This window comes from Mesorhizobium sp. LNHC209A00 (assembly GCF_000502915.1).
In the GTDB taxonomy this organism is placed as follows: domain Bacteria; phylum Pseudomonadota; class Alphaproteobacteria; order Rhizobiales; family Rhizobiaceae; genus Mesorhizobium.
Genome location: NZ_AYWT01000010.1, coordinates 144954 through 168672, shown reverse-complemented (window position 1 = coordinate 168672; position 23719 = coordinate 144954). Strand labels below are relative to the sequence as shown.

At 62.9% G+C, this 23719-nt stretch carries 22 protein-coding genes and 1 riboswitch; of the genes, 13 read left to right on the top strand and 9 right to left on the bottom strand.

What is annotated here, in order from left to right; genetic code table 11:
- Positions 1 to 7: 7 nt before the first annotated feature.
- Positions 8 to 862, top strand: coding sequence for a thermonuclease family protein (locus X739_RS144035; protein WP_348625764.1), 855 nt, complete (start codon positions 8 to 10; stop codon positions 860 to 862).
- Here X739_RS144035 and X739_RS144040 read toward each other — a convergent pair.
- The gene (locus X739_RS144040) at positions 828 to 2474 is read right to left on the bottom strand and encodes a lysine--tRNA ligase (RefSeq protein ID WP_023795387.1); all 1647 of its coding nucleotides are present in this window, start codon (positions 2472 to 2474) and stop codon (positions 828 to 830) included. The two genes, X739_RS144035 and X739_RS144040, sit on opposite strands and share 35 nt — an antisense overlap.
- A 159-nt stretch (positions 2475 to 2633) precedes the next feature.
- Between X739_RS144040 and X739_RS144045 the strand changes: the two genes are divergently transcribed.
- Positions 2634 to 3047, top strand: coding sequence for a tellurite resistance TerB family protein (locus tag X739_RS144045; protein WP_023795386.1), 414 nt, complete (start codon positions 2634 to 2636; stop codon positions 3045 to 3047).
- Between the two features lie 63 nt (positions 3048 to 3110).
- Here X739_RS144045 and X739_RS144050 read toward each other — a convergent pair whose 3' ends face one another.
- Positions 3111 to 3962: a transporter substrate-binding domain-containing protein gene (locus X739_RS144050; RefSeq protein WP_023783466.1), complete on the bottom strand. Its 852-nt coding sequence runs from the start codon at positions 3960 to 3962 to the stop codon at positions 3111 to 3113.
- A 259-nt stretch (positions 3963 to 4221) separates the two neighbouring features.
- Between X739_RS144050 and X739_RS144055 the strand changes: the two genes are divergently transcribed.
- The 3 genes from X739_RS144055 (at position 4222) to X739_RS144065 (ending at position 6436) form a co-directional block, all read left to right on the top strand.
- Positions 4222 to 4953 carry a LuxR family transcriptional regulator gene (locus X739_RS144055; RefSeq protein WP_023783467.1) on the top strand — a complete coding sequence of 244 codons (732 nt, stop codon included), beginning with the start codon at positions 4222 to 4224 and terminating at the stop codon, positions 4951 to 4953.
- Positions 4954 to 5051: 98 nt separating this feature from the next.
- Positions 5052 to 5690, top strand: a complete 639-nt coding sequence (locus X739_RS144060) for an acyl-homoserine-lactone synthase (RefSeq protein ID WP_023772991.1) — start codon at positions 5052 to 5054, stop codon at positions 5688 to 5690.
- Positions 5687 to 6436 carry an enoyl-CoA hydratase-related protein gene (locus tag X739_RS144065; protein WP_023772990.1) on the top strand — a complete coding sequence of 250 codons (750 nt, stop codon included), beginning with the start codon at positions 5687 to 5689 and terminating at the stop codon, positions 6434 to 6436. The genes X739_RS144060 and X739_RS144065 overlap by 4 nt, the downstream gene beginning before the upstream one ends.
- A 52-nt stretch (positions 6437 to 6488) precedes the next feature.
- Here the strand turns inward: X739_RS144065 and ppk2 are convergent, their stop codons facing one another.
- A complete protein-coding gene (gene ppk2, locus X739_RS144070) occupies positions 6489 to 7397 on the bottom strand; it encodes a polyphosphate kinase 2 (RefSeq protein ID WP_023772989.1) in 909 nt (302 codons plus the stop codon).
- Between the two features lie 155 nt (positions 7398 to 7552).
- On the opposite strand from ppk2, the gene X739_RS144075 reads away from it, so the two are divergent.
- The 3 genes from X739_RS144075 (at position 7553) to X739_RS144085 (ending at position 10763) form a co-directional block, all read left to right on the top strand.
- Entirely contained in the window at positions 7553 to 8818 is a 1266-nt protein-coding gene (locus X739_RS144075; RefSeq protein ID WP_023795385.1) for an ATP-binding protein, read from the top strand.
- 114 nt (positions 8819 to 8932) lie between these two features.
- Positions 8933 to 9658: a phosphate signaling complex protein PhoU gene (gene phoU, locus X739_RS144080; RefSeq protein WP_015319295.1), complete on the top strand. Its 726-nt coding sequence runs from the start codon at positions 8933 to 8935 to the stop codon at positions 9656 to 9658.
- Between the two features lie 97 nt (positions 9659 to 9755).
- Positions 9756 to 10763, top strand: a complete 1008-nt coding sequence (locus X739_RS144085) for a magnesium and cobalt transport protein CorA (RefSeq protein WP_023795384.1) — start codon at positions 9756 to 9758, stop codon at positions 10761 to 10763.
- A gap of 66 nt (positions 10764 to 10829) precedes the next feature.
- Here X739_RS144085 and X739_RS144090 read toward each other — a convergent pair whose 3' ends face one another.
- Complete coding sequence (locus X739_RS144090) at positions 10830 to 11348, bottom strand: GcrA family cell cycle regulator (RefSeq protein ID WP_023772986.1); 519 nt, start codon at positions 11346 to 11348, stop codon at positions 10830 to 10832.
- Between the two features lie 356 nt (positions 11349 to 11704).
- Between X739_RS144090 and X739_RS144095 the strand changes: the two genes are divergently transcribed.
- From X739_RS144095 to X739_RS144105, 3 genes are all read left to right on the top strand, one after another.
- On the top strand, positions 11705 to 12904 hold the full coding sequence (locus X739_RS144095; RefSeq protein WP_023795383.1) for an aspartate aminotransferase family protein: 1200 nt from the start codon (positions 11705 to 11707) through the stop codon (positions 12902 to 12904).
- Positions 12905 to 12920: 16 nt separating this feature from the next.
- Positions 12921 to 13832: an ornithine carbamoyltransferase gene (gene argF, locus X739_RS144100; protein WP_023783469.1), complete on the top strand. Its 912-nt coding sequence runs from the start codon at positions 12921 to 12923 to the stop codon at positions 13830 to 13832.
- Positions 13833 to 13979: 147 nt separating this feature from the next.
- Complete coding sequence (locus X739_RS144105; protein WP_031252198.1) at positions 13980 to 15011, top strand: Hsp33 family molecular chaperone; 1032 nt, start codon at positions 13980 to 13982, stop codon at positions 15009 to 15011.
- 73 nt (positions 15012 to 15084) lie between these two features.
- Here X739_RS144105 and apaG read toward each other — a convergent pair whose 3' ends face one another.
- Entirely contained in the window at positions 15085 to 15477 is a 393-nt protein-coding gene (apaG, locus tag X739_RS144110) for a Co2+/Mg2+ efflux protein ApaG (protein ID WP_023772981.1), read from the bottom strand.
- Between the two features lie 219 nt (positions 15478 to 15696).
- Between apaG and X739_RS144115 the strand changes: the two genes are divergently transcribed.
- Positions 15697 to 16848: a ceramide glucosyltransferase gene (locus tag X739_RS144115; RefSeq protein WP_023795381.1), complete on the top strand. Its 1152-nt coding sequence runs from the start codon at positions 15697 to 15699 to the stop codon at positions 16846 to 16848.
- Positions 16849 to 16878: 30 nt separating this feature from the next.
- Here the strand turns inward: X739_RS144115 and X739_RS144120 are convergent, their stop codons facing one another.
- Positions 16879 to 18069, bottom strand: a complete 1191-nt coding sequence (locus X739_RS144120) for an O-succinylhomoserine sulfhydrylase (protein ID WP_023795380.1) — start codon at positions 18067 to 18069, stop codon at positions 16879 to 16881.
- Positions 18070 to 18125: 56 nt separating this feature from the next.
- Positions 18126 to 18203: riboswitch (SAM riboswitch) on the bottom strand.
- A 158-nt stretch (positions 18204 to 18361) separates the two neighbouring features.
- Here X739_RS144120 and X739_RS144125 point away from each other — a divergent pair.
- Positions 18362 to 19456 carry a 2'-deoxycytidine 5'-triphosphate deaminase gene (locus X739_RS144125; protein ID WP_023772978.1) on the top strand — a complete coding sequence of 365 codons (1095 nt, stop codon included), beginning with the start codon at positions 18362 to 18364 and terminating at the stop codon, positions 19454 to 19456.
- A 178-nt stretch (positions 19457 to 19634) separates the two neighbouring features.
- Here the strand turns inward: X739_RS144125 and araD1 are convergent, their stop codons facing one another.
- The 3 genes from araD1 to mmsA all read right to left on the bottom strand — a co-directional run bounded on the left by araD1 (position 19635) and on the right by mmsA (position 23649).
- On the bottom strand, positions 19635 to 20627 hold the full coding sequence (araD1, locus tag X739_RS144130; RefSeq protein WP_023772976.1) for an AraD1 family protein: 993 nt from the start codon (positions 20625 to 20627) through the stop codon (positions 19635 to 19637).
- A gap of 200 nt (positions 20628 to 20827) precedes the next feature.
- Positions 20828 to 22120, bottom strand: coding sequence for a multiple monosaccharide ABC transporter permease (gene mmsB / locus X739_RS144135; protein WP_023772975.1), 1293 nt, complete (start codon positions 22118 to 22120; stop codon positions 20828 to 20830).
- The gene (gene mmsA / locus X739_RS144140; protein WP_023772974.1) at positions 22117 to 23649 is read right to left on the bottom strand and encodes a multiple monosaccharide ABC transporter ATP-binding protein; all 1533 of its coding nucleotides are present in this window, start codon (positions 23647 to 23649) and stop codon (positions 22117 to 22119) included. The genes mmsB and mmsA overlap by 4 nt, the downstream gene beginning before the upstream one ends.
- Between the last annotated feature and the right edge of the window lie 70 nt (positions 23650 to 23719).

Here is a 23719-nt window from a genome sequence, read left to right as displayed (position 1 = left end):
GCGACGGGTGCGACTTCCTCATCTTGTCCTGGCGGTTTTGATGGTCCCGGCGATGGCGGCGCTGGTCGTTGCCGGCGGGCGCACGTTGAAAGGCAGCGAAAGCACTGTTGCGGTGGATCAGATCGATCCCAGCGCCGACACTACCGCTGAGGCAGATAGGAATGCGACGCCCGAGGAACCGTCCACCTCAGCAATTCGAGCACCCGCGCAACCGCCAAAGCCGGCGGTGCATTCGCGGGCGATCGACCCGGACGTGGTTGCGCCGCCGGAACTGCCCACCGGCGACCTCGAGCGGGTCGAGCCCCGTGCGCCGTTGAGCAAGCTGGCGCTCGCCGTGCCGCCCAAGCCGAAAATGCCCGACGACTGGAACGGCACAAAGCTGTTCCAGCCGGTCGCTCCGGCCGCCGGCCTGATCGAGGCGAAGGGCTATTCGGTCGCGATCTCCGGCATCGACGTCGTCAGGCAGGACGAGACCTGCACCACCGAGGCCAAATCCTGGCCGTGCGGTATCCGCGCGCGTACGGCATTCCGTGCCTTCCTGCGCGGCCGTGCGGTGGTTTGCACGGTGCCGCCTGAAGGCGGACGCGACCGGGTCGCGGCGGAGTGCCGGATCGGCAAGCATGATGTCGGTCAATGGCTGGTCGAGAACGGCTGGGCGCGTGCCGCCAAGGACGGGCCCTATGTCGAGGCCGGTGACAAGGCACAAAGCGCCAAGAAAGGCATTTTCGGGTCGGCGCCGAATCTTGCCGGCATCTCGGCGGTGCCGGCCGCACCCGCCCCGGCGCCCCAGGCGCCGGGTTCGATCCTGGAGGAGGACGGCGGCGTCCTCAAGCCAGCTGACCAGCCAGCGCCTTCTGAATGAGCGAGCGGGTCTCCGCGACGCCATAGAGCGCGGCAAACGAACCGAAGCGAGGGCCACGCTCCTGGCCGATCAGCACCTGGTAGATCATCTGGAAGAAGGCGCCTGAAACACCCGGGCCACCTTCCGGACTTTGCTTGGAATGATCCTGGTAGCGTTCGATCTTGCGCGCCACGTTGAGCGAAGCGTTCTGGATCGCTTCGCTGCTGGCGCCCGCCGGCAAGTCGCCAAGTGCCTTTTCCAGGCCCACCAGCGCTTCGCGCTCGACCTCGTCGGCCGGGCGAAAGGTTTTCGACGGCCTCACGAAATCGTCGAAATAGCGGATCGCATAGCCCGTCAGCCGGTCGAGCTCGGGATGGGTCGCCGGAGTCACGCCCGCGACATGGCGCGAGATGAAACCCCACAGCACATCCTTGTTCTGCGCATTGGAGGCGCTGACAAGGTTGAGCAGCAACGAGAACGGCACCGGCATGTCGACGGCGGGCGGGTTGCCGTCATGCATATGCCAGACCGGATTACCCAGCCGCTCCTTCCACTCCTGGCGGGGATAGGCGGCGAGGAAGGTGTAATATTCGTCCACGGCCCGCGGGATGACGTCGAAATAGAGTTTCTTGGCCTGCCTCGGGCGCTGGTACATGTAGAGCCCCAGGCTCTCGGTCGGCGCATAGGTCAGCCATTCGTCAATGGTCAGGCCGTTGCCTTTCGACTTGGAGATCTTCTGGCCATTCTCATCGAGGAACAGTTCGTAGACGAAATGCTCCGGCGCCCGCCCGCCCAGTATGTTGCAGATGCGGTCATAGACCACTGCATTGGTCTGATGGTCCTTGCCGAACATCTCAAAATCGACGCCGAGTGCCGCCCAGCGCATGCCGAAATCCGGCTTCCACTGCAGCTTCACGCGGCCGCCGGTGACCGGCAGCGTGGTTTCGGTGCCATCATCGTCGAAGGTGATGGTGCCGGCCTTGGCGTCGACTTGCTTCATGGGAACGTAAAGCACGCGCCCACTCTTTGGCGAGATCGGCAGGAAGGGGCTGTAGGTCGCCTGCCGCTCAGGTCCGAGCGTCGGCAGCATGACCGCCATGATCTGGTCGTAGCGTTCGGCGGCGCGCAACAGCATCGCGTCGAAACGGCCTGACTTGTAGTACTGCGTCGCGCTGGCGAATTCGTAATCGAAGCCGAACGTGTCGAGGAAGCGGCAGAGCATCGCATTGTTATGGTCGGCGAAGCTCGCATAGTCGCCGCCGAAGGGGTTAGGCACCGATGACAGTGGCTTGTGCAGATATGGCTCGAGCGCTGCGCGATCCGGCACGCTGTCGGGTATCTTGCGCATGCCGTCCATGTCGTCGGAAAAGCACAGCAGCTTGGTTGCGACCTTGTCCTGCGTCAGCACGCGGAACGCATGGCGCACCATCGAGGTGCGGGCCACTTCGCCGAACGTGCCGATATGCGGCAGGCCCGACGGTCCATAGCCGGTCTCGAACAGGATCGTTTCGGGGAAGTCGGCGCCCTTGTAGCGCTCGATGATCTTTTTGGCTTCCTCGAACGGCCATGCCTTGCTCTCGGCCGCGGCCGTCTGCAGTTCGGGATTGAGATCGATGATGTTTGATCCCGCCATGTCACAGTTTTCCAGATTGTATCCCGGCAATAGCCGCAAAAGTGCATTTTCAACCGGTCTCTAGGCGTGCGTGGCCGGAGCGTCAACGCGTCGGGCGCTTTTTCCTTGCCGCCTCAGGCTCCCCTTCCTACGTTCGGGGCCCCGTTCAAGGAGTAAAGAATGCTTTCGCCCGCCCCGCACGAAGCCCTGATCTATCTGATGGTCATCACTTCGGCCTCCGACCGGGACATGACCGATGTCGAACTGGCCAGGATCGGCGAGGTTGTCCGCTCGTGGCCGGTGTTTGAGGATTTCAAGCAAGACCGGCTGGTTGCCGTGGCGCAGGCCTGCCAGAAGATGCTGCATGAGAAGGGTGGGCTCGAAGGTGTCCTGACCCAGGTCTCGGAGGCGCTGCCGGACCGGTTGCGCGACACTGCCTATGCCGCGGCTTTCGAAGTGGCCGCCGTCGATCTGGAGATGCGGCTGGAGGAAGTGCGGGTGCTGCAGTTGATCCGTCGTAAGCTCGATCTCGACACGCTGACCGTGGCGGCCATCGGCCGTGCGGCCAAGGCAAGGCTGCGAACTCTGACCTGACGAGGTTACCGCCGGATCAGAAAAGCTGACCGGACCGGATCAGAAGAAACTGACCGGACCGGATCAGAAGAAACTGACCGGGAAATAGCGCAGGTAGAATTCGGCAAAGGTGCCTTTCATCGAAATCTCTTGCAGAGCGTAGTCGAGGGCCGCGGCCAGCGCCGGATTGTCCGCTCGCGTGGCGATGGCCATGCCGGTGCCCAGATATTCGGGCGCCAGGTAGGGGCCGCCGGCAAAGCGGCAGCAGCCGGCGGCATCGGAGCCGCCGAGCCAGAAGGCGAAGCGCATGCCATCGCCGAAGGCCGCGTCGATCTTGCCGGCCTTGAGGTTGCCAAATAGGTCTTCCGGCTTGTCGAAGGGGACGACCTGGACCGTGCCGAAATAGTCGCGCAGCATGCGTTCATGGGCCGAGCCCGATATCACGCCGACGCGCTTGCCGTGCAATTTGTCGAAGAGCGGTTCCGCCAGCGCCTTGTTCTTCGGAGTGATGAAGCGCGCCGGGAACTGCAGGTAAGCGCGCGAGAAGGCGTATGTCTGGCGCGACTGTGGCGTTGGGGCAATGCCGGCGATAACAGCTTCTCCTTCGCCCCTCTCAAGGGCGCCTTGAAGCTCCGCCCAGGGCAAGGCCTGGATCTGACATTTGTCGACGATGCCGAGTTCCACGCAGATAGCGCGGGCCAGGTCGATATGGAAACCGGACAGCTTCCCCGCGCCGTCGAGAAAATTGAAGGGCGGAAAATCCGTGGTCGTCAGGAACCGCAGCCGCGGCAGCGCCGCAAGGTCCGGCTTGGGAAGCCGCTCCTTGGCATCCCACAACACCGGCACCTGCGGCTCCGCCGCGCCCGCGCCGGAAACCCATGACAATGCGGCGATGAGCGCCGCTGCCAGGACATGGGACCTCCATTGGAACGCCACGATAGAACTCCTCCGCACCCGTGCTCGTGCCGGTTTTGGTACGAAAACGGTACGGGCACAATGCTTTTTGATTTCAACGCTTCGATTTCAGGATATGGTTCGGCCGGTTTGCAAACAGCGGTGGCTGCCCTGGTGGGAATACCAGGGTCGAGAACCACAACCGGAAGCGGGCGCTTTGCAATCCGTGGTCGGTGGCGAAGTGCCGGGAAGGCGCGGACCATGGACTTAATGCATGAGGCAACATGGGGTTGATGTTGCGATGGGTCAGTTCGATCGAACGCTGGAATACATAGACCAACTGCAGCACGCCGGAACGGCGGCCGCGGTCTGCGAGAAACTGTTGGGCGTAACATCGGAGTTCGGCCTGACCGCGCTGATGGCCGGAACCGTTCCGCAGCCGGGCACACCGACGGGCCAGCAGAAGCAGCATGTGCTGCTCTGCGACTGGCCGGTCGAATGGCTCGAGCGCTACGTGACGCGCAACTATGTCGATCACGATCCCGTCGTCAGTCACATGAAACAGCTGCAAGCGCCGTTCCAGTGGCGGGAAGCCGCCCAGGGCGTCCGCATCGACAAGAGCAGCGGCGAAGTGATGGGTGACGCCGGCGCCTTCAAGTTGCGCGACGGGCTGGCCTTTCCCTTGATCACGCTCGACGGCGAAATCGTCATGGTGTCGCTGGGGGGCGAGGCCGTGGAACTGTCGGCGGCCGAGTTCGGCCTGGTCTCCCTGGTCTCGACCTATGCCGTCGGCCGCGCCATGCAACTCCACACCATGGCGACCACGACGATCGACCACATCGAGCTGACGCCGCGCGAACGCGAATGCCTGCAATGGGCTGCCGTCGGCAAGTCCGAATGGGAGATTTCCCAAATCCTCGGCATCTCCGAGCACACGTCGGAGAAACATCTTCTTAACGCCAAAAGCAAACTCGGTGCCGTCAACCGGGTCCAGGCAGTCGCCGAGGCGATAAGGCGCGGCTACATTAGCTAGGTCGGCCGTGCAGGCCTAGAACTTCTCGCCTACGTGATCACGCAATTTTCGCATCAAAGCACGGCCGTATCTTCCCCTGAATCACAGGAGACTACGGAATGCTTTTTTGTCTTACGACCCAAGAATTGATGGAACGTCCCGACCTTTGGGAGGCCGTCCATCGGCTGCGCTACCGGATATTCGTCGAGGAGATGGGGTGGGAGGACCTTCGGCGCCCCGACGGATTTGAGGTCGACCAGTTCGATCATGAGGAGGCGGTGCATCAGATCGTCATCAGGGGCAATGAAGTCGCGGGCTATCAGAGGATGTTGCCGACCACACGGCCGCATTTGTTGACCGAGGTGTTGACCGATCTCTCCGAAGGAACGCCGCCGGCGGGTCCCAACATCTGGGAGTTGACCCGCTATGCGGTGGCTCCGGGTTATCGCGACGGCCGGCGCGGCGTCTCGACCGTCGGCACGGAATTGATAGCCGGTTTCGTCGAGTGGGGTCTGAAGCGCGGCGTCGACAAGGTGATCATCGAGTTCGAGCCGATGTGGGTGCTGCGCGCATTGCAACTGCACTTCCTGGCGACGCCGCTCGGCTATCAGCGCACCTATGGCAGCCAACAGGTCGTGGCGACGCTGCTCACCTTCAACGAGCACACGCTGGACGTGGTGCGTTCGCGCCGCAATCATCATGCACCCGTCCTGGCCAGGGGATATCCCGACATGTTCGGTCAAAGGAGGGCGTCATGAACGCGCATCCGCAACCAGAACTGCGCGGCCACACGCTGATCGTCACCGTGTCGTCGAATGACGGCCGGCCGGTGCTCGACCGGAGGGCCTATGAGAGCCTTGCCAGGACGTTCCATGAAGCCGCCGAGAATGACCAGGTGCGGGTCGTCGTGCTGCGCGGCCTAGCGGGCTGCTTCTGCCTTGGCGGTGACTTTTCCGAATTCCTGGATGCCGCCAAGCACCAGAAGCTGATCGCCGCCGTCACCGACATGTTCCGCATGCTGGCGACGTTTCCAAAGCCGATCCTGGCCTGTGTCGACGGCGATGCCGTCGGCGTCGGCTGCACCATCCTGTTCCATTGCGACATGGTGATCGCGTCTGAAAAAAGCACGTTCCGGGTGCCGTTCGTCGATTTCGGCCTGGTGCCGGACGCGGCAACCAGCATCCTGGCGCCGCAGAAGCTCGGTTATGCCGGTGCTTTCCGCTTCTTCTGTCTCGGCGACACGCTTTGTGCCGAAGACGCCAGGGCGCTCGGCCTCGTCGCCGAGATCGTCGCGGAAGGCAGCGTCGAGGAAGCGGCGCTTGGCCGAGCCAGGCAGTTGGCAAAGAAGCCGGTTGCCGCTTTGCTGCAGACACGCGGCCTACTCAAGGGGAACACCGCCGCCCTATGTGAGCGCATTGATGAGGAGATATCGCTGTTCCAGCAGGCGCTGCAGGACGACGCCACGTTGCGACGGTTGCAGCGGATCGCCAGGCTGGCTGCCTGAGCCATCGCCCGGAATGCTGTGCCGCGCGGACGATCACGCGGCACAGCAGGTATCAACTTTCCTTGCCCAGGAATGACGGCCCTTCGCCGATGATCTTCTTATCTTCCTTGCCGATAACGTCGAGATCGCGCCCCTCATAGGGCAGCGACAGGAGGATGCGGCGCATCACCGCCAGCCGCGCGCGGCGCTTGTCGTTGGCCCGCACGATGATCCATGGCGCGAACTCCTTGTGGGTGCGCTCGAACATGGTGTCGCGCGCCTTGGTGTAATCGTCCCACTTGGTGATGCCGGCAATGTCGATCGGCGAGAACTTCCAGCTCTTCAGGGGGCTGTAGCGGCGATCGTGAAAGCGTTCGAGCTGCGTCTCCCGGCCGATGTTTAGCCAGAATTTGAAGAAATAGATGCCGTCATTGACGATCATGCGTTCGAAATGCGGCGTCTCGTCGAGAAACTTCTCGTGCTGTTCGGGGGTGCAAAAACCCATCACCGGCTCGACGCCGGCACGGTTGTACCAGGAGCGGTCGAAGGTGACGAATTCGCCCGCTGTCGGGAAATGGTCGGCATAGCGCTGGTAGTACCATTGCCCCAGTTCCGTCGGGGTTGGCTTGGTCAGCGCAACGTTGCGCGCCGTGCGTGGGTTGAGATACTGGCGCAGCACGAATATCGTGCCGCCCTTGCCGGCAGCGTCACGACCCTCGAACAGCGCCATCATCCGCTTGCCGGTCGCCTGCAGCCATGCCTGCGCCTTGACGAGCTCGATCTGCAATTTCTCGAGCGTCTCGTCATACTCCTCGCTCTTCATCTTCTTGTCGTAAGGATATCCGCCCGCGGTCAGCTTGTTCTCCTCGACCCAGTCCGGAAGCTCGGGATTCTCGATATCGAACTCCCGTTCCTTGCCGCCGATCCTGATTTTCAGCGGGCCTGCGCTTGGCGTTACCGAATTGTCCTTGGCTTTTTTCATGCAGACGAACCCTTCTAAGTGTCTGGACTCATGCTATTGGGAGCCACTGCAGCGCCGCGCCTCGTTTGGACGCGCAAAGGAGGCTGTAGTACTTTTGATTTGCGGTCCAGCGGAAGTTTTCGCCGCCGTGTGACCGGTGGAGGCTGGGCGCGCGAATGACCGAGCTGGGCGCAGAGCAGAAAGGCACGGGGCAAGCTGTGGCCGCTCGGCTGTGGCACAGCCGCTGGCTGCTTGCGGCCGGTGTCGTGGCGGTTCTGATCGCCTTTGGCTTCGCCGGCATTTCCGCCTACGTGCTGGTACCGGCGCTGCTCCTGCTGCCGGTGGCGGCAATATTGCCGGTCACCAGTGCCCGCCATTCCGCGGGGCATGCCGCGGTGATCGAGGCGGTTGGCTTGCAGCGCCTGTCCGGCGAATATCTGGCGGCTGCGGTCGCCGACCCGCTCATCATCTTCGACCACGCCGCCACCATCGTCCACGCCAACGCCGCCGCCTTTGCAGCCTTTGGCGGCATCGCGCCCGGCATATCGCTACCGCTGAAATTCCGGGCGCCGGAAATGCAGGCACTGCTGGACAGTGTGCTGTCGGGCACCGTCGCCTCGGATGTCGTCGACTACACCGAGAAACTGCCTGTCGAACGGGCCTACCGGGTCAGCGCATCCTCGGTCGGGCATGGCACCGATCTTTATGTGCTGGTTTTCAAGGACCAGAGCGAGGCGCGGCGTATCGACCGCATGCGCGCCGACTTCATCGCCAATGCCAGTCACGAATTGCGCACCCCGCTAGCCTCGATCGCGGGCTTCATCGAAACGCTGCGCGGACCGGCCCGCAACGATCCGGCGGCGCGCGAGCAGTTCCTCCAGATCATGCAGAACCAGACCGGCCGCATGGCGCGCCTGATCGACGATCTCCTGTCGCTGTCACGGCTGGAGATGAAACCCTATCTGCAGCCGGGAACCGAAGTCGATCTGCGCCAGACCGTCGACAGCGTCATCGATTCGCTCGGCCCGCTCGCCCGCGAAAACAATATCGTCATCGAGCGCGATTTCGCCAAGGGGCCGCTCGATGTGCCAGGCGATCGCGACGAGCTGTTCCAAGTGTTCGAGAACCTTTTGGAAAATGCCTGCAAATACGGCCAGTCGGGCGGCCGCGTCCTGGTGTCGATCGCGCGCGGCGATGATGGTCCCGAACCTGGCATCGACGTCACGATCAGGGACTTTGGTCCCGGCATCCCCGAGGAACACATCCCGCGCATCACCGAGCGCTTCTATCGTATCGATGTCGAGACCAGCCGGACCCAGAAGGGCACGGGGCTTGGCCTGTCGATCGTCAAGCACATCCTGACGCGTCACAACGCCAGGCTGACGATCAGGTCCGAGGTCGGCAAGGGCGCCGCCTTCTCGGTCCATTTGCCGGCACACTGATACTGCCCTAGTTTTCCACGGGGCCGTTTCTTTTTTCTGTCATCCCGCTAGCGTATCAGCGGGGATTCGAGGAAACGACTCAAAGACAAGATCCCGTGGGAAGGCATTTCATCCATGCAGTCCGTTCACATTGTCAGCGCCTATGACGAGGAACTGAAATATCTTTCGAAGCGCATCGCCGCGATGGGTGGCCATGCCGAGCGCATGGTCGAGCAGGCGGTCGCCGCCCTGGTCAATGCCGATCCGGGGCTGGCCCAGAAGGTCATCCGAGACGACGCCGTCCTGGACGAGGGACAGCGTGAGATCGACGACAAGGCGATCATCATCATCGCCAGGCGTCAGCCGATGGCGACGGACCTGCGCGAGATCGTCGGCGCCATCCGCATTTCGGCCGACCTCGAGCGCGTCGGCGACCTCGGCAAGAACGTCGCCAAGCGGGTGGTTGCCGTTACCGACGGCCGGCAGCCGACCAGCCTGTTTCGCGGCCTGGAGGCTCTGGCCAATTTGGCACTGACCCAGCTGAAGGAGGTGCTCGACGTCTATGCGTCGCGCTCGGTCGACAAGATCGGCTTCGTGCGCGACCGTGACGACCAGATCGATGCCATGTACACCTCGCTGTTTCGCGAATTGCTGACCTACATGATGGAAGATCCGCGCAACATCACGCCCTGTACGCATCTGCTATTCTGCGCCAAGAATATCGAGCGGATCGGCGATCACGCCACCAACATCGCCGAGACCATCTACTACATCGTCACCGGCGACCAGATGCCCGCCGACCGGCCCAAAGGCGACAAGACCGACAAGATCGGCCTCCCCGAGGCGCTGCCGGTGAAGTGAACGCACATCCCCTCGAACGCTTGATCATATTGCGCTAGACTATCCCGAGATAAGCTTGCCGGTTCCCCAGGGAAGGCAACGCTTTCGGGAGGCTGCGATGGAATATGTCCGAGAGTTCAAATCCTCGCCGCCGCCATCAGGCATCATCGCCTGCGGCGTCTATACCGCCGGGCGCCGCATCGCCGATATTCCGATCGAGGAAGCCGGCGAATGGGCCAAGAAATCGGGACATGTCGTCTGGATCGGGCTGCTTGAACCCGACCGCGAACTTCTGCTGCGCGTCAAGGCGCAGTTTCATCTGCATGAGTTGGCGATCGAGGATGCCGAGCATCCGCACCAGCGGCCAAAGATCGAGCAATATGGCGATGCGCTTTTCATCGTCGCCCGCACGGCGCAGCTGATCGACGGGCGCGTCACCTTCGGCGAGACACATCTGTTTGTCGGCTCAGGCTACATCGTCAGCGTCAGGCACGGTCCTTCGACATCCTATGCCGTCGTGCGGCAGCACTGGGAAAGCTGCCCGCACTCGCTGGCCAAGGGGGAGGATTTCGTCCTCTATGCCATTCTCGACTTCATCGTCGACAATTACATGCCCGTGCTCGAGCAGATCGAGGACGAAGTCGAGGCAATCGAGGACAAGGTCCTGCTGAAGCCGATGACCGGCCCCGACATCGAACGCCTTTACATGCTGCGCCGCGACCTCCTGCGCCTGCGGAACGCGGCATTGCCCCTGGTGGAAGTCTGTCGCCGGCTGACCAGCGCCGACCTGCCGCAGATCCATTCGGCCATGCACCCGCTGTTCCGCGACGTGACGGACCACATCCGTACTGTCCAGGAGAAGATCGACAGTCTGCGCGAGGTGCTGGCCTTTGCCTTCGAGGCCAGTCTTCTGGTCGGTCAAAGCCAGGAAACGGCGATCTCCAAGAAACTCGCCTCATGGGCGGCCATCCTAGCCGTGCCTACCGCATTCGCCGGCATCTACGGCATGAACTTTACCGACATGCCGGAGCTGAAGATGGAATATGGCTACCCGATGGTGCTGGCCACCATCGCGCTGATCTGCTGCTTCCTGTATTGGCGCTTCAGGAAGAACGGCTGGCTGTGAGGAAGTCAGTAGTCAGTAGTCAGTAGTGGGAGCGGTTATTTCCGCACCACTCACTCCTCACTCCGCTTATCGGTTCCGCCGCCGCTCCGCCGCCGGCTGGAACGCCACGCGGGCATGGTATTTACAGTAGGGACCGGTTTCAGCGGCTTCGTTGCCGCAGAAGTTGAAGTCCTCCGAAAGGGGATCGCCATTCGGCCATTTGCAGGTGCGCTCGGTCAGTTCGACGAGCTGCAGATGCCGTGAGATCGGCACCACGACGTTCTCGACCGGACGGATGTAGTGCCGCGCCACCGGTTCGGCGTCGAATTGCGTCTGAAGGGCCGTCGCGCCGATCGAAGTCGTGACGTGGCGTGCCGTGCTTGCGGCGCGCGCCACCGATTTCTGGACGGTCGATCCCTGCGTCACCTTCTTCTGGCGCGCCGGCGTCGCCGTTGCGCGACCGCGACCCGACAGCTTCAGCCGGTGCACCTTGCCGATGACGGCATTGCGGCTGACTCCCCCAAGCTGCGCAGCAATCTGGCTTGCGCTCAGACCCTCCGACCACAGTTTTCTCAAGAGTTCTACCCGCTCGTCAGTCCAGTTCATGACCGCGCTCCTCGTAAGCGTGCGGCAATCAGAATCCATTCCCGACCCAGCACCACTGCTGGGACAGACACCACATATATCTGGTGATTAGGTCCGCCGCACGAAATCTAGTTATTTCTCGACTACAACTACTCTATGCGCTGACTCGGTGACAAGAGTCCCAAGTGCAACACGAATCGGTTTTTTCGGTTTTCCCCAACTTGCCCGGTCGTTCATGAGCCGGCGTTGCGTCGGAGGGCCTGCCGCGCGCCACTAGGCGACGTTTTCGTTGACTTCATGGCCGAAAAACACGATAAGCCGCAGAAGGCCGCCGCTTTGGCGGCTTTTTTGATTTTCCGGTACCGGAGACGCATATAATGAGCGGTTCGGCGCTTTACGAGACCTTTGCTCGCGCACCCCTGGCCTTCGACCATGGGGAAGGCACTTGGCTGGTTACGGACAAGGGCGAGCGATATCTCGATTTCGCCGGCGGCATCGCGGTCAATTCACTTGGCCATGGCCATCCGCACCTTGTCGCGGCCCTCACCGAGCAGGCGGCGAAACTCTGGCACGTCTCCAATCTCTATGAGATCCCGGGGCAGAGCAGGCTTGGCGAGCGGCTGGCTGATGCCACCTTCGCCGACAAGGTGTTCTTCACCAATTCCGGCGCCGAGGCGCTGGAATGCGCGATCAAGACGGCGCGGCGATACCACTTCGTCAAGGGAAATCCCGAGCGCTTCCGCATCATCACCTTCGAAGGCGCCTTCCATGGCCGCACGCTGGCGACCATCGCGGCAGGCGGCCAGTACAAATATCTCGAAGGCTTCGGACCCAAGGTCGAAGGCTTCGACCAGGTTGGCTTCGACGACATCGATGCCGCCGAGAAGGCGATCACGCCCGAGACCGCCGCGATCCTGATCGAGCCGGTGCAAGGCGAGGGCGGTATCCGCCCAGTACCGACACAGTCGCTCAAGCGGCTGCGGCAGCTCTGCGAACGGCACGGCCTGTTATTGATATACGATGAGGTCCAATGCGGCATTGGCCGTACCGGCAAGCTGTTCGCGCATGAGTGGTCTGCGGTGACGCCCGACATCATGGCGATCGCCAAGGGCATCGGTGGCGGCTTCCCGATGGGCGCCTGCCTTGCCACCGACGAGGCCGCCGTCGGCATGACCGCCGGCGTGCACGGCACCACATTCGGCGGCAATCCGCTGGCAATGGCGGTCGGCAACGCCGTGCTCGACGTCGTTCTGGAAGACGGCTTTCTGGAGGATGTCCAGCGCAAGGCGCTGCTGATGAAGCAGGGGCTAGCCTCGATAGCCGACGAATTCCCGGAAATTGTCGAGGATATCCGGGGCACCGGGCTGATGCTCGGCCTTAAATGCGCGATGCCCAACGGCAAGGTAAACATGGCGCTGCGCGACCAGCATTTGCTGGCCGTTCAGGCCGGCGACAACGTCATTCGCCTGCTGCCACCGCTCACCGTCACCGACGCCGAGATTCACGAAGCGCTCAACCGCATCCGCGCCGGCGCCAAGGGCCTGTCGGAGGCGATCGCCTCCGCCGCCGCGAAGTAATCCGGAACCATTCCTGATGTCAGTTCGCCATTTCACCGATCTTTCCACCGTTTCCGAAGGCGATTTGCGCTTCATGCTGGATGATGCGGTAACGCGAAAGGCGCGTCTCAAGGCCGGCGAGCGGACCAAGCCGCTCGAAGGCAAGGTGCTGGCCATGATCTTCGACAAGCCGTCGACGCGCACGCGCGTTTCTTTCGACGTCGGCATGCGCCAGCTCGGCGGCGAGACCATCATGCTGACCGGCACCGAGATGCAGCTCGGCCGCTCCGAAACCATCGCCGACACCGCCAAGGTGCTGTCGCGCTACGTCGATGCGATCATGATCCGCACCACCTCGCATGAGCGGCTGCTGGAACTGACCGAGAATGCCACCGTTCCGGTGATCAACGGCCTGACCGACGACACCCACCCGTGCCAGCTGATGGCCGACATCATGACCTTCGAGGAGCATCGCGGTCCGGTTGCCGGCAAGACGATTGCCTGGACCGGCGACGGCAACAATGTGCTGCACTCACTGCTTGAGGCCTCGGCACGGTTCCGCTTCAATCTCAACGTCGCCGTGCCCGAAGGCAGCGAACCGGCGCAGAAGCATATCGACTGGTCAAAGGCGCATGGCGGCAAGCTGTATTTCACCCGCTCGCCCGAGGAAGCCGTCGACCAGGCCGACTGCATCGTCACCGACTGCTGGGTGTCGATGGGACAGGAACACCGTGCTCGCGGCCACAATGTCTTCTCGCCCTATCAGGTCAACGCGGCGCTGATGGCCAAGGCCAAGCCGGATGCATTGTTCATGCACTGCCTGCCGGCCCATCGCGGCGAGGAAGTAACCGACGAGGTCATCGACGGGCCGCATTCGGTGGTCTTCGACGAGGCCGAGAACCGGCTCCATGCCCAGAAGGCGGTGCTTGCCTGGTGCCTCGGTGCTTAGAGTGTTTCGGTGCTTAGAGCGTCTTGGTGCTTGAAGTGTCTTGGGCGCCCGAAATGCCCAGGCGCTTGATCTGCGGCGGCGCGATGCCTATCTGCGCCGCATCACGCAAATCAAGCGCGTTTGGACGCATGTGCCCACCAGGGCCGCATGGCCGCGCCCTGGAGCTTTGTCATGTTGGAAAGCCATCTAGTGACTGAACATCACCCCAAACTCGGCGAGTTCGGCTATGCCGGCGACGATCACGTCGTTCCCTTCGAGGTCGGTCCGCTCGACGTGCGCGGCCGCACGGTCCAGCTTGGGCCGATGCTCGACGCCATCCTTGGCCGCCACGATTATCCCGAGCCGGTCGCCCGCCTGCTGGCGGAAGCCTGTGTGCTGACCGTTCTGCTCGGCACCTCGCTCAAATTCGAAGGCAAGTTCATCCTGCAGACCCGTACCGACGGGCCTGTCGACATGCTGGTCGCGGACTTTTCCACGCCCTCGGCACTGCGCGCCTACGCACGCTTCGATGCGGATCGGCTCGAAGCACTGGTCGCCGCAGGTGAGACGTCCCAGCAGACGCTGCTTGGCAGCGGCGTGCTGGCGCTGACCATCGACCAGGGCGCTCATACGCAGCGTTATCAAGGCATCGTCCAGCTCGATGGCGAAACGCTGGAAGATGCGGCACGCACCTATTTCCGTCAGTCGGAACAGATCCCGACCGATATCAGGCTCTCGGTCGCCAAGCTGCTGACCCCCGGTGTCGGCGGCGCGCGCGAGCAATGGCGCGCCGGCGGCATCCTGGCGCAGTTCCTGCCGCAATCGCCCGAGCGCATGCGCATTCCGGACCTGCCGGGTGGGGACGGCGATCCGCGCGAGCAAGTCCACGATCCGGCCGATAATTCCTGGCAGGAACTCCTGGCGTTGCTAGGCACCATCGAGCCGACCGAATTGACCGACCCGACCATCGGCGCCGAGCGGCTGCTTTATCGCCTCTTCCATGAGCATGGCGTGCGCGTCTTCGGCGGCGTTCCCGTCGCCGACCAGTGCTCATGCTCCCGCGACAAGATCCGTGGCATCCTCGAAGGCTTCTCCGCGCAGGAGATCAAGGACAGCACCGAGGATGGCGGCATCCATGTCGCGTGCGAATTCTGCTCGACGCAGTACGACTTCGACCCAGCCGAGTTTGCGGCTCAGTAAGGCCTTTCCTTCTCCCCGTTCCGCGGGGAGAAGGTGCCCGAAGGGCGGCTGAGGGCAGCGTGACCGTCGGCCCTCAGTTCACCGTGCGCCTTGTCCCCGGCAGATCGAGCGAGAAGGCTGGGATGGCGATGTCGAACGTCTCGCCGCGCTTGTTGCGCATCGTGTAGCGTCCGACCATGATCCCGGAGGGTGTCGAGAGCGGGCAGCCGGACGTGTACTGATAGCTGTCGCCGGGATTGAGTTCCGGCTGGTCGCCGACAACGCCCGGCCCGCGCACCTCCTCGACCCGGCCGGCACCATCGGTGATATGCCAATAGCGCGACAGAAGCTGCACGAACTCGTCAGACTGGTTGTCGATCGTTATCTGATAGCCCCAGACGTAGCGGTTCTCCTGGGGATCCGAACGATCCTCCAGATAGAACGGCCTGACCTGCACTTCGATGTTGCGCGTCACGGCGCGGTACATGAGCGGCTCCAAAACAATCCGACGACTTTCGACGCTCGCGGTGAGCAGGTCAACGTGCGCGTCTTGTCGCGCCTGGGATTGAAACGCAGGTGCCGGCAAACAATGTCATTTAAGTGACACACGACAATGGTGGTGTGCGCGAACCGGGCGACTCGGCCCTCTGTCGAACTGTTGAAAACGGCCGCGACGCGGGCCGACTTCCGGAGTGACCAGATCTCGATGGAACTCACTCTCATATCCGCCTCGCTTTCGACCGCACTCATCCTCTCAAACGCTGCCAGCATCCTGCTTGCCGCTTCACAGCTGAAACGGCGCGCCACGATCGCCCCGCCGGCGGGCAGATCGCCGGCGGTGTCGATTGTCGTCCCGTCGCGCGGCGTCGAGCCCTTCACACGTGAGACGCTGGAACGCGCCTTCGCGCTCGACTGGCCACGCTACGAACTGATCTTCTGCGTCGCCCATGCCGACGACCCGGTGGTCAAACTGATAAACAGGGCGATTGCCCGGTTTCCGCAGGTGCCGGCCCGGCTGTTGATCGGCGACGACCGTGTCAGCGCCAATCCCAAGCTCAACAATTGCGTGAAAGGCTGGGAAGCGGCGCGCCACGACTGGGTCATTCTTGCCGATTCCAACGTTCTGATGCCTAGGGACTACGTCGAGCACATGATGGCGGCGTGGCGGCACGGTACCGGCCTTGTCTGCTCGACGCCGATCGGCTCCAGGCCAGATGGTTTCTGGGCCGACGTCGAATGCGCCTTCCTGAACACATTGCAGGCCCGCTGGCAGTATGCCGGCGAGGCGCTCGGCCTCGGCTTCGCGCAGGGCAAGAGCATGCTGTGGAACAAGCCGATGCTGGACGCCAATGGCGGCATCCGCGCGCTGGCCGCCGAGATCGCCGAGGACGCCGCCGCGACCAAGCTGGTGAACGGCCTCGGCCTGCGTGTCAACCTCGTTGCGGCGCCCTTCGAGCAGCCGCTCGGCCAGCGCACGTTTGGCGAGATCTGGTCGCGCCAGGCCCGCTGGGCGCGCCTGCGCCGCGTCACCTTCCCGCTGTTCTTCGCGCCCGAGATCCTGACTGGTGCGGCGGTCCCGCTGGTTCTTGCGCTGGTTGCGGCGGGGAGCGCCGGCGTCAGCCTCTGGGCGACCGCGATTGCCGTGCTGGCGGCGTTCTATCTTCCGGAATGCGCTCTGGCCCTGGCCAAGGGTTGGCACGTCTCGACGCGCATGATCGCGGCGACGGTCGCGCGGGACGTCATGCTCCCGGCCATCTGGGCGCGCGGCTGGCTCGGCGGCGCCGTCGACTGGCGCGGCAACGCCATGACCATCCGGACCAAGACGGCGGAACTGGAGGAGACGCCGTCGAGCGCCTGATCGCTGCTGACGACGCTGCCTGGACGAAACCTATTTGGCGGCCTTCAACGCTTGCGCGATATCTTCCAGCAGATCGTCCGTATCCTCCAGGCCGACCGACAGCCTGAGCGTACCGGGCCCGATGCCGAGTTCGGCGCGGGCCTCGTCGCTCAAATTCTTGTGGGTGGTCGTCGCCGGGTGGGTGATCAGGCTCTTGGCATCGCCCAGATTGTTCGAGATCAGCACGATGTCGAGGGCGTTCTGCAGGGCGAAGGCCGCCGGCTTGCCGCCCTTGACGTCGAGGCAGATCAGCGTCGAGCCACCCGACATCTGCTTCTTGACGATATCGGCCTGCGGGTGGTCGGCGCGGCCGGGATAGATGACGCGGGCGATCTGCGGCTGCTCGGCCAGGAAGTCGGCGATCTTGCCGGCGCTCTCGGTCTGCTGGCGCACGCGCAGCGGCAAGGTCTCGAGGCCCTTCAGCAAGGTCCAGGCGTTGAACGGCGACAGGCTGGGGCCGGTGTGGCGGAAATAGTCGTGCAGGTTCTCGTCGATCCACTTCTTGTCCGACAGGATGACGCCGCCCAGGCAGCGGCCCTGGCCGTCAATATGCTTGGTGGCCGAGTAGACGACGATGTGCGCACCAAGCTGCAATGGCTTCTGCTGTAGGGGCGTGGCGAAGACATTGTCGACGACCAGCCGCGCGCCGATCGAATTGGCAAGCGAGGCGACGGCGGCGATGTCGACGACCTCGAGCGTCGGGTTGGTCGGGCTCTCCAGGAAGAACAGCTTGGTGTTCGGCCTGACCGCCTTTTCCCAATTGGCGATCTCGGTGCCGTCGACCAAGGTCGCCTCGATGCCATAGCGCGGCGCCAGTGTCTCGACCACCCAGCGACAGGAGCCGAACAGCGCGCGCGCCGCCACGATGTGGTCGCCGGCCTTGACGCTGCACAGAAGGGCAGCCGTCACCGCCGCCATGCCCGACGCCGTGGCGCGCGCGTCTTCGGCGCCTTCAAGCGCGCACATGCGCTTTTCGAACATGTCGACGGTCGGGTTGGCGTAGCGCGAATAGATGAAACCAGGCTCTTCGCCCTTGAAGCGGGCTTCGGCGGCCTGCGCCGTCTGATAGACATAACCCTGGGTCAGGTACATCGCCTCGGAGGTTTCGCCGAAGCCGGAACGCAGGGTTCCGCCATGCACGAGTGCCGTCTGAGGTTTCCAGTTGCGCTTCTTGGTGCTCATCGCTTTGTTCCAGACACAAAAAAACCGGCCGCGAAAGTCGCAACCGGTCCATACGGCCTTGCGGCCCGACGGTCCTTTAGCGACTTGTTTAACGTGGCTGCAAGCCGACCGGCCAAATCACCACGGGATAACGACCCTTTAGACCCGCGCCACGCTTGCGTCAATTGCCGGCTTCATTAAGACGTTTGTACCAAGGCAGGTTCCGCAAAAGTGCCCGGCGGTTTTGCGGCAAGAACCTGCAACAAACAAGAATCTGCAACCAAAGAGACCAGTCTTGGGGCGGAGCCAGACTTTGCGGCAGACAGGCATTCTTCCCGATCAGGACATTTCGGCGCTGTTCCGGTCCGGCGCGCTGAAGTCGCAGCGTGCACTCGATGCCGACCAGATCCAGCCGGCGAGCCTTGATCTCAGATTGGGCGAAAAGGCCTGGCGGGTTCGCGCCTCGTTCCTGCCCGGTCCCAACCACAAGGTGTCGGAAAAGCTCGATCGGCTGCAACTGCACGAGATCAGCCTGACCGAAGGCGCGGTCCTCGAAACCGGCTGCGTCTATATTGTGCCGCTGCTCGAAAGTCTGGTCCTGCCGGCTGACATTTCGGCCTCGGCCAATCCGAAGAGCTCGACCGGGCGGCTCGACATCTTCACCCGCGTCATGACCGATCGGGGCCACGAGTTCGATAAGATCGCCGCCGGCTACAACGGTCCGCTCTATCTCGAGGTCAGCCCGCGCACCTTTCCGATCATCGCGCGCACGGGTTCGCGCCTGTCCCAGATACGCTTTCGCACCGGCAACGCGCTGCTCTCGGAAGCCGAGTTGCATGACCTGCATCGTGCCGAGATGCTGGTCGCCACGGAGCCGCCAAACATTTCCGGCGGCGGCATCGCGCTGTCGATCGACCTCAATGGCGACAAGGATGGGTTGGTCGGCTATCGCGGCAAGCACCACACCGGCCTCGTCGATGTCGACAAGCGCGCCGCGCAGGACGTCCTCGACTTCTGGGAACCGATCCACAAGAGCCGCGCCGGCGAACTGGTGCTCGATCCGGACGAGTTCTACATCCTCGTCAGCCAGGAAGCGGTGCATGTGCCGCCGCTCTACGCCGCCGAGATGACGCCGTTCGATCCGCTGGTCGGCGAGTTTCGTGTCCATTATGCCGGCTTTTTCGATCCGGGTTTCGGCCATTCGGCGGCCGGCGGCACCGGCAGCCGGGCGGTGCTCGAAGTGCGCAGCCACGAAGTGCCGTTCATCCTCGACCACGGCCAGATCGTCGGCCGGCTGGTCTACGAGCACATGCTGAAGCGACCACAGGCGCTCTACGGCACCGATCTCGGCTCGAACTACCAGGCGCAGGGCCTGAAGCTGTCGAAGCATTTCCGCTCCGTGCGATGAGGTCGAAGCTGCCGATCTCCCTCTTGTGGGTCCTTGTTGTGGGAGAGATGCCCGGCAGGGCAGAGGGGGCGCGAAGGATTGCGACGGCGTGACTGGAACCTATTGCTAGATCAGCGGGAGAGCGCCCCGCTCTGGCTTGCCGGCCATCCCCACGATGGGAAATCACCCGCTCATGGCTTCAAAGCGCCTTTACCGACACCTTCACCGGCTTCTCGATCTCGAGCGGGTTGCGCAGCGGCAGTCCGAAATCCCCAGCCTCGATCTCGAACACGTCGCCGGCCTCCGTCTTGATACCGTCGGCGAAGGATAGCGTCGCGGTGCCGAACATATGCACATGCACGTCGCCAGGCTGGCGGAAGGCCGAATATTTGAAGTGGTGGTGTTCGAGATTGGCGATGGTGTGGGACATGTTCGTTTCACCCGACAGGAAGGGCTTTTCCCACAAAGCCTTGCCGTCGCGCAGGATGCGCGACGTGCCGCGGATGTCCGAAGGCAGGTCTCCGATCAGGATCTCCGGGCCGAAGGAGGCATTGCGCAGCTTGGAGTGGGCGAGGAAGAGATAGTTCACGCGCTCGGTCACATGGTCCGAGAATTCGTTCGACAAGGTGAAGCCAACGCGGAAGGGCGCCCCGTCATCGCCGATGACATAGATCCCAGCGACCTCGGGTTCCTCGCCGGCATCCCTGGCAAAGGCCGGCGACATGAGCGCCGCGCCAGGCGCGACCGCCATGGTGCCGTTGCCCTTGTAGAACCATTCCGGCTGCACGCCGACCTGGCCTTTCGCGGGCTTGCCGCCTTCCAGTCCCATGCGGAACATCTTCATGGAATCGGTAAGTTGCTCCTCGCCGTCGGTGCTGAGCTTCTTGTGCATGGAATCGCGCGTCGCGGCCGACCCCAGATGCGTCAGCCCGGTGCCGGTCAGGTGCAGGTGCGCCGGGTCGGGGTGATTGATCGGCGATAGCAGGCGCCCCCTCTTGTAGGCGGCGTCGAGATCGATCGTCTCGCCAAGCCCCTTGCGTTCGATCAGGGCGGCCAGGCCGACGCCGGTGCGGGCGGCCTCCATCGCCAGCGAATAGACGCTGCGCGCCCCGTTAATGATCCGGGTCTTCCCTCCGCTACGGGCAACGACACGGATCGTCTCGGCGTCGTCGAGAATCTGCGAGATCAGCATGATCAGTCCTCTCATTTATCTGTATCCGGCTGCCAATGGGCAAATCCTGACCGGCGCGGCGCGGAAACGCGCCACGGTTTGAAACGCTTCGTCCGGATTGCATTCGCGAGCCTGGTCCTTCCCCGGACTTCTTGGTGCCGACGGGCTGCCGGCAGCTTCGCGATCTAGAACCCGTATGCCTCCTAGTCCTCGCCCCGCCCTCAAGCCTTGTTCTTGTTGTAGACGTCGAAGATGACGGCCCCGAGCAGCACCAGGCCCTTGACCACCTGCTGCCAGTCGACATTGACGCCCATGATGGACATGCCGTTGTTCATCACGCCCATGATGAAGCCGCCGACCACCGCGCCGATGACCTGGCCGACGCCGCCCATCGCCGAGGCGCCGCCGATGAAGACGGCCGCGATCACGTCGAGTTCGCTGCCGAGGCCCGCGGCCGGCACGGCCTGGCCGAGACGTGCGGCGATGATCAGCCCGCCGAGCGCCGACAGAACGCCCATATTGACGAACACCCAGAGCGTCAGCCGCTCGGTGTTGATGCCCGACAGTTGCGCCGCCTTGGCGTTGCCTCCCATGGCGTAGATGCGGCGGCCGATGGTCATGCGCTTGGTGACGAAGACGAACAGCGAGATCAGTACGCCCATCACCAGGAGCACGATCGGCAGGCCCCGATAGGTCGCGAACTGGAAGATCAGGAAGAGCGCCAGCGCGCTGCCGACCAGCGTCTTGATGACGAACAGGGTGAAAGGCTCGGCCTCGTAACCGTGGAGTTCGCGCTTGCGTCGCGTCCTGAAGCCGAAATAGGCGTAGGCGAGCACCGCGATCAGGCCCAGCACGATTGTCGTCATGTGAAGCGTCAGGCCACTGCCCAAAACGGTTTTGCCGGCCGCGTTCACCGTCGGCGGGATCAGGGTCAGCGGACCGATGACGTCGGGAATGAAACCGGAACTCAGCGCCTTGAAACTGTCGGGAAGCGGGCCGACCGAGGAGCCGCCGCCAAGCAGCGCCTGGCAGATGCCGCGGAAGATCAGCATGCCGGCGAGCGTCACGATGAAGCTTGGTATGCGGTGATAGGCGATCCAGTACCCTTGCGCGCCACCGATCAACCCGCCGACGATGAGGCAGACGATCGAGACAACGAGCGGATTGCTGAACATGCCGAGCGGCCAGATGACCATCATCATGGCGGCAAGGGCGCCGATGAAGCCGGCGACCGATCCCACGCTGAGATCGATATAGCCGGCGACGATGACCAGCAGCATGCCGAGCGCCATCACGATGATGAACGAGTTCTGCTGCACCAGGTTGCTGAGGTTGACCGGTTTGAACAGCGTTCCCGACGTCGTGTACTGGAAGAACAGCATGATGACGATCAGCGCGATGATCAGGCCGTATTCGCGCAGGTTCGTCGTCAGCGCCGAGACGGCGACGCGAGGACCCTGCTTGACGTCCTCGGCGGTGCCGCTTTGCGGTGCGGGAGCGCTGTCTGTGCTCATGATGCTTTTCCTTCTCCGCGAACAATGGCGCGCATGATTTTTTCCTGGCTGGCGTCATTTGCCGCCATCTCGCCGACGATGCGCCCTTCGTTCATGACATAGATTCTGTCGGTGATGCCGAGGAGTTCCGGCATTTCAGACGAGATGACGATGATCGCTTTGCCCTCGGCGGCGAGGCGGGCGATGATTGTATAGATTTCGTACTTGGCGCCGACGTCGATACCGCGCGTCGGCTCGTCGAGGATCAGAACTTCCGGGTCGGCGAACAGCCATTTCGACAGCACCACCTTCTGCTGGTTGCCGCCCGAGAGATTGCCGGTCAGCTGATAGACGCTGGAGGCGCGGATATTGGTCTTCTTGCGATAGTCGTTGGCGACGCTCATTTCGCGCATATCGTCGATGACGCCGCCACTGGAAACGCCGGCGAGGTTGGCCAGCGTCACATTGTGCTTGATATGGTCGATGAGGTTCAGCCCATAGGTCTTGCGGTCCTCGGTGACATAGGCGATGCCGTTCTGCACGGCCTTGCCCACTGTGGAAAGGTCCACGGGCTTGCCGTTGAGCAGCACCTCACCGCTGATGCGCCGGCCATAGGAGCGGCCGAACAGGCTCATGGCGAATTCGGTGCGACCGGCGCCCATCAGTCCCGCAATGCCGACAACTTCGCCCTTGCGCACCTTCAGGTCGATGCTCTTGATCACTTGCCGTTCGGCATGGATCGGGTGGTAGACCGACCAGTCCTTGACCTCGAAAATGACGTCGCCGATGCTAGGTTCGCGCGGCGGGTAGCGATCATCGAGGGATCGGCCGACCATCGAGGTGATGATGCGGTCCTCGCTGATATCCTTCCTCGGCAATGTCTCGATCGTGCGCCCGTCGCGGATCACCGTCACCTTGTCGGCGACGCGGTTCACCTCGTTGAGCTTGTGGGAGATCAGGATCGAGGTCATGCCCTGCCGCTTGAACTCGAGCAAAAGATCGAGCAGCGCCTGGCTGTCCTTTTCGCTGAGCGATGCTGTCGGCTCGTCGAGGATCAGCAGCTTCACTTCCTTGCTGAGCGCCTTGGCGATCTCGACCAGCTGCTGCTTGCCGACGCCGATATGGGTGATCAGCGTCTTGGGGTCTTCCTTGAGCCCGACTTTTTTCAAAAGCTCGGACGTGCGCGCCTCGTTGGCGTCCCAGTCGATGACGCCGTATCTGGCGTGCTCGTTGCCGAGGAAAATGTTTTCGGCGATCGACAGCATCGGCACCAGCGCAAGCTCCTGGTGGATGATGACGATGCCCTTGTGTTCGCTGTCATGGATGCCTTTGAACTGGCATTCCTGGCCCTGAAAGATGATCTGGCCATCATAGGTGCCGGAGGGATAGACGCCCGAAAGCACCTTCATCAGTGTCGATTTTCCAGCGCCGTTCTCGCCTACCACGGCATGGATTTCGCCTTCCTCGACGCGGAGGTTGACGTTCGACAGCGCCTTCACGCCGGGGAACCTCTTGGTGATGTCGCGCATCTCCAAAATCGTCGAGGTCATGAGGGCAAGCTCCTCCTACACTTTCTATTTTTAGGCAATTCCTGACGGAAAACCGTGCGAACTTTTCCGG

Coding starts and splice junctions, on each gene's coding strand:
- X739_RS144040 (WP_023795387.1), bottom strand. CDS start 2,474: ATGGCGGGATCAAACATCATCGATCTCAATCCCGAACTGCAGACGGCC.
- X739_RS144045 (WP_023795386.1), top strand. CDS start 2,634: ATGCTTTCGCCCGCCCCGCACGAAGCCCTGATCTATCTGATGGTCATC.
- X739_RS144055 (WP_023783467.1), top strand. CDS start 4,222: ATGGGTCAGTTCGATCGAACGCTGGAATACATAGACCAACTGCAGCAC.
- X739_RS144060 (WP_023772991.1), top strand. CDS start 5,052: ATGCTTTTTTGTCTTACGACCCAAGAATTGATGGAACGTCCCGACCTT.
- X739_RS144065 (WP_023772990.1), top strand. CDS start 5,687: ATGAACGCGCATCCGCAACCAGAACTGCGCGGCCACACGCTGATCGTC.
- ppk2 (WP_023772989.1), bottom strand. CDS start 7,397: ATGAAAAAAGCCAAGGACAATTCGGTAACGCCAAGCGCAGGCCCGCTG.
- X739_RS144075 (WP_023795385.1), top strand. CDS start 7,553: ATGACCGAGCTGGGCGCAGAGCAGAAAGGCACGGGGCAAGCTGTGGCC.
- phoU (WP_015319295.1), top strand. CDS start 8,933: ATGCAGTCCGTTCACATTGTCAGCGCCTATGACGAGGAACTGAAATAT.
- X739_RS144085 (WP_023795384.1), top strand. CDS start 9,756: ATGGAATATGTCCGAGAGTTCAAATCCTCGCCGCCGCCATCAGGCATC.
- X739_RS144090 (WP_023772986.1), bottom strand. CDS start 11,348: ATGAACTGGACTGACGAGCGGGTAGAACTCTTGAGAAAACTGTGGTCG.
- X739_RS144095 (WP_023795383.1), top strand. CDS start 11,705: ATGAGCGGTTCGGCGCTTTACGAGACCTTTGCTCGCGCACCCCTGGCC.
- argF (WP_023783469.1), top strand. CDS start 12,921: ATGTCAGTTCGCCATTTCACCGATCTTTCCACCGTTTCCGAAGGCGAT.
- X739_RS144105 (WP_031252198.1), top strand. CDS start 13,980: ATGGCCGCGCCCTGGAGCTTTGTCATGTTGGAAAGCCATCTAGTGACT.
- apaG (WP_023772981.1), bottom strand. CDS start 15,477: ATGTACCGCGCCGTGACGCGCAACATCGAAGTGCAGGTCAGGCCGTTC.
- X739_RS144115 (WP_023795381.1), top strand. CDS start 15,697: ATGGAACTCACTCTCATATCCGCCTCGCTTTCGACCGCACTCATCCTC.
- X739_RS144120 (WP_023795380.1), bottom strand. CDS start 18,069: ATGAGCACCAAGAAGCGCAACTGGAAACCTCAGACGGCACTCGTGCAT.
- araD1 (WP_023772976.1), bottom strand. CDS start 20,627: ATGCTGATCTCGCAGATTCTCGACGACGCCGAGACGATCCGTGTCGTT.
- mmsB (WP_023772975.1), bottom strand. CDS start 22,120: ATGAGCACAGACAGCGCTCCCGCACCGCAAAGCGGCACCGCCGAGGAC.
- mmsA (WP_023772974.1), bottom strand. CDS start 23,649: ATGACCTCGACGATTTTGGAGATGCGCGACATCACCAAGAGGTTCCCC.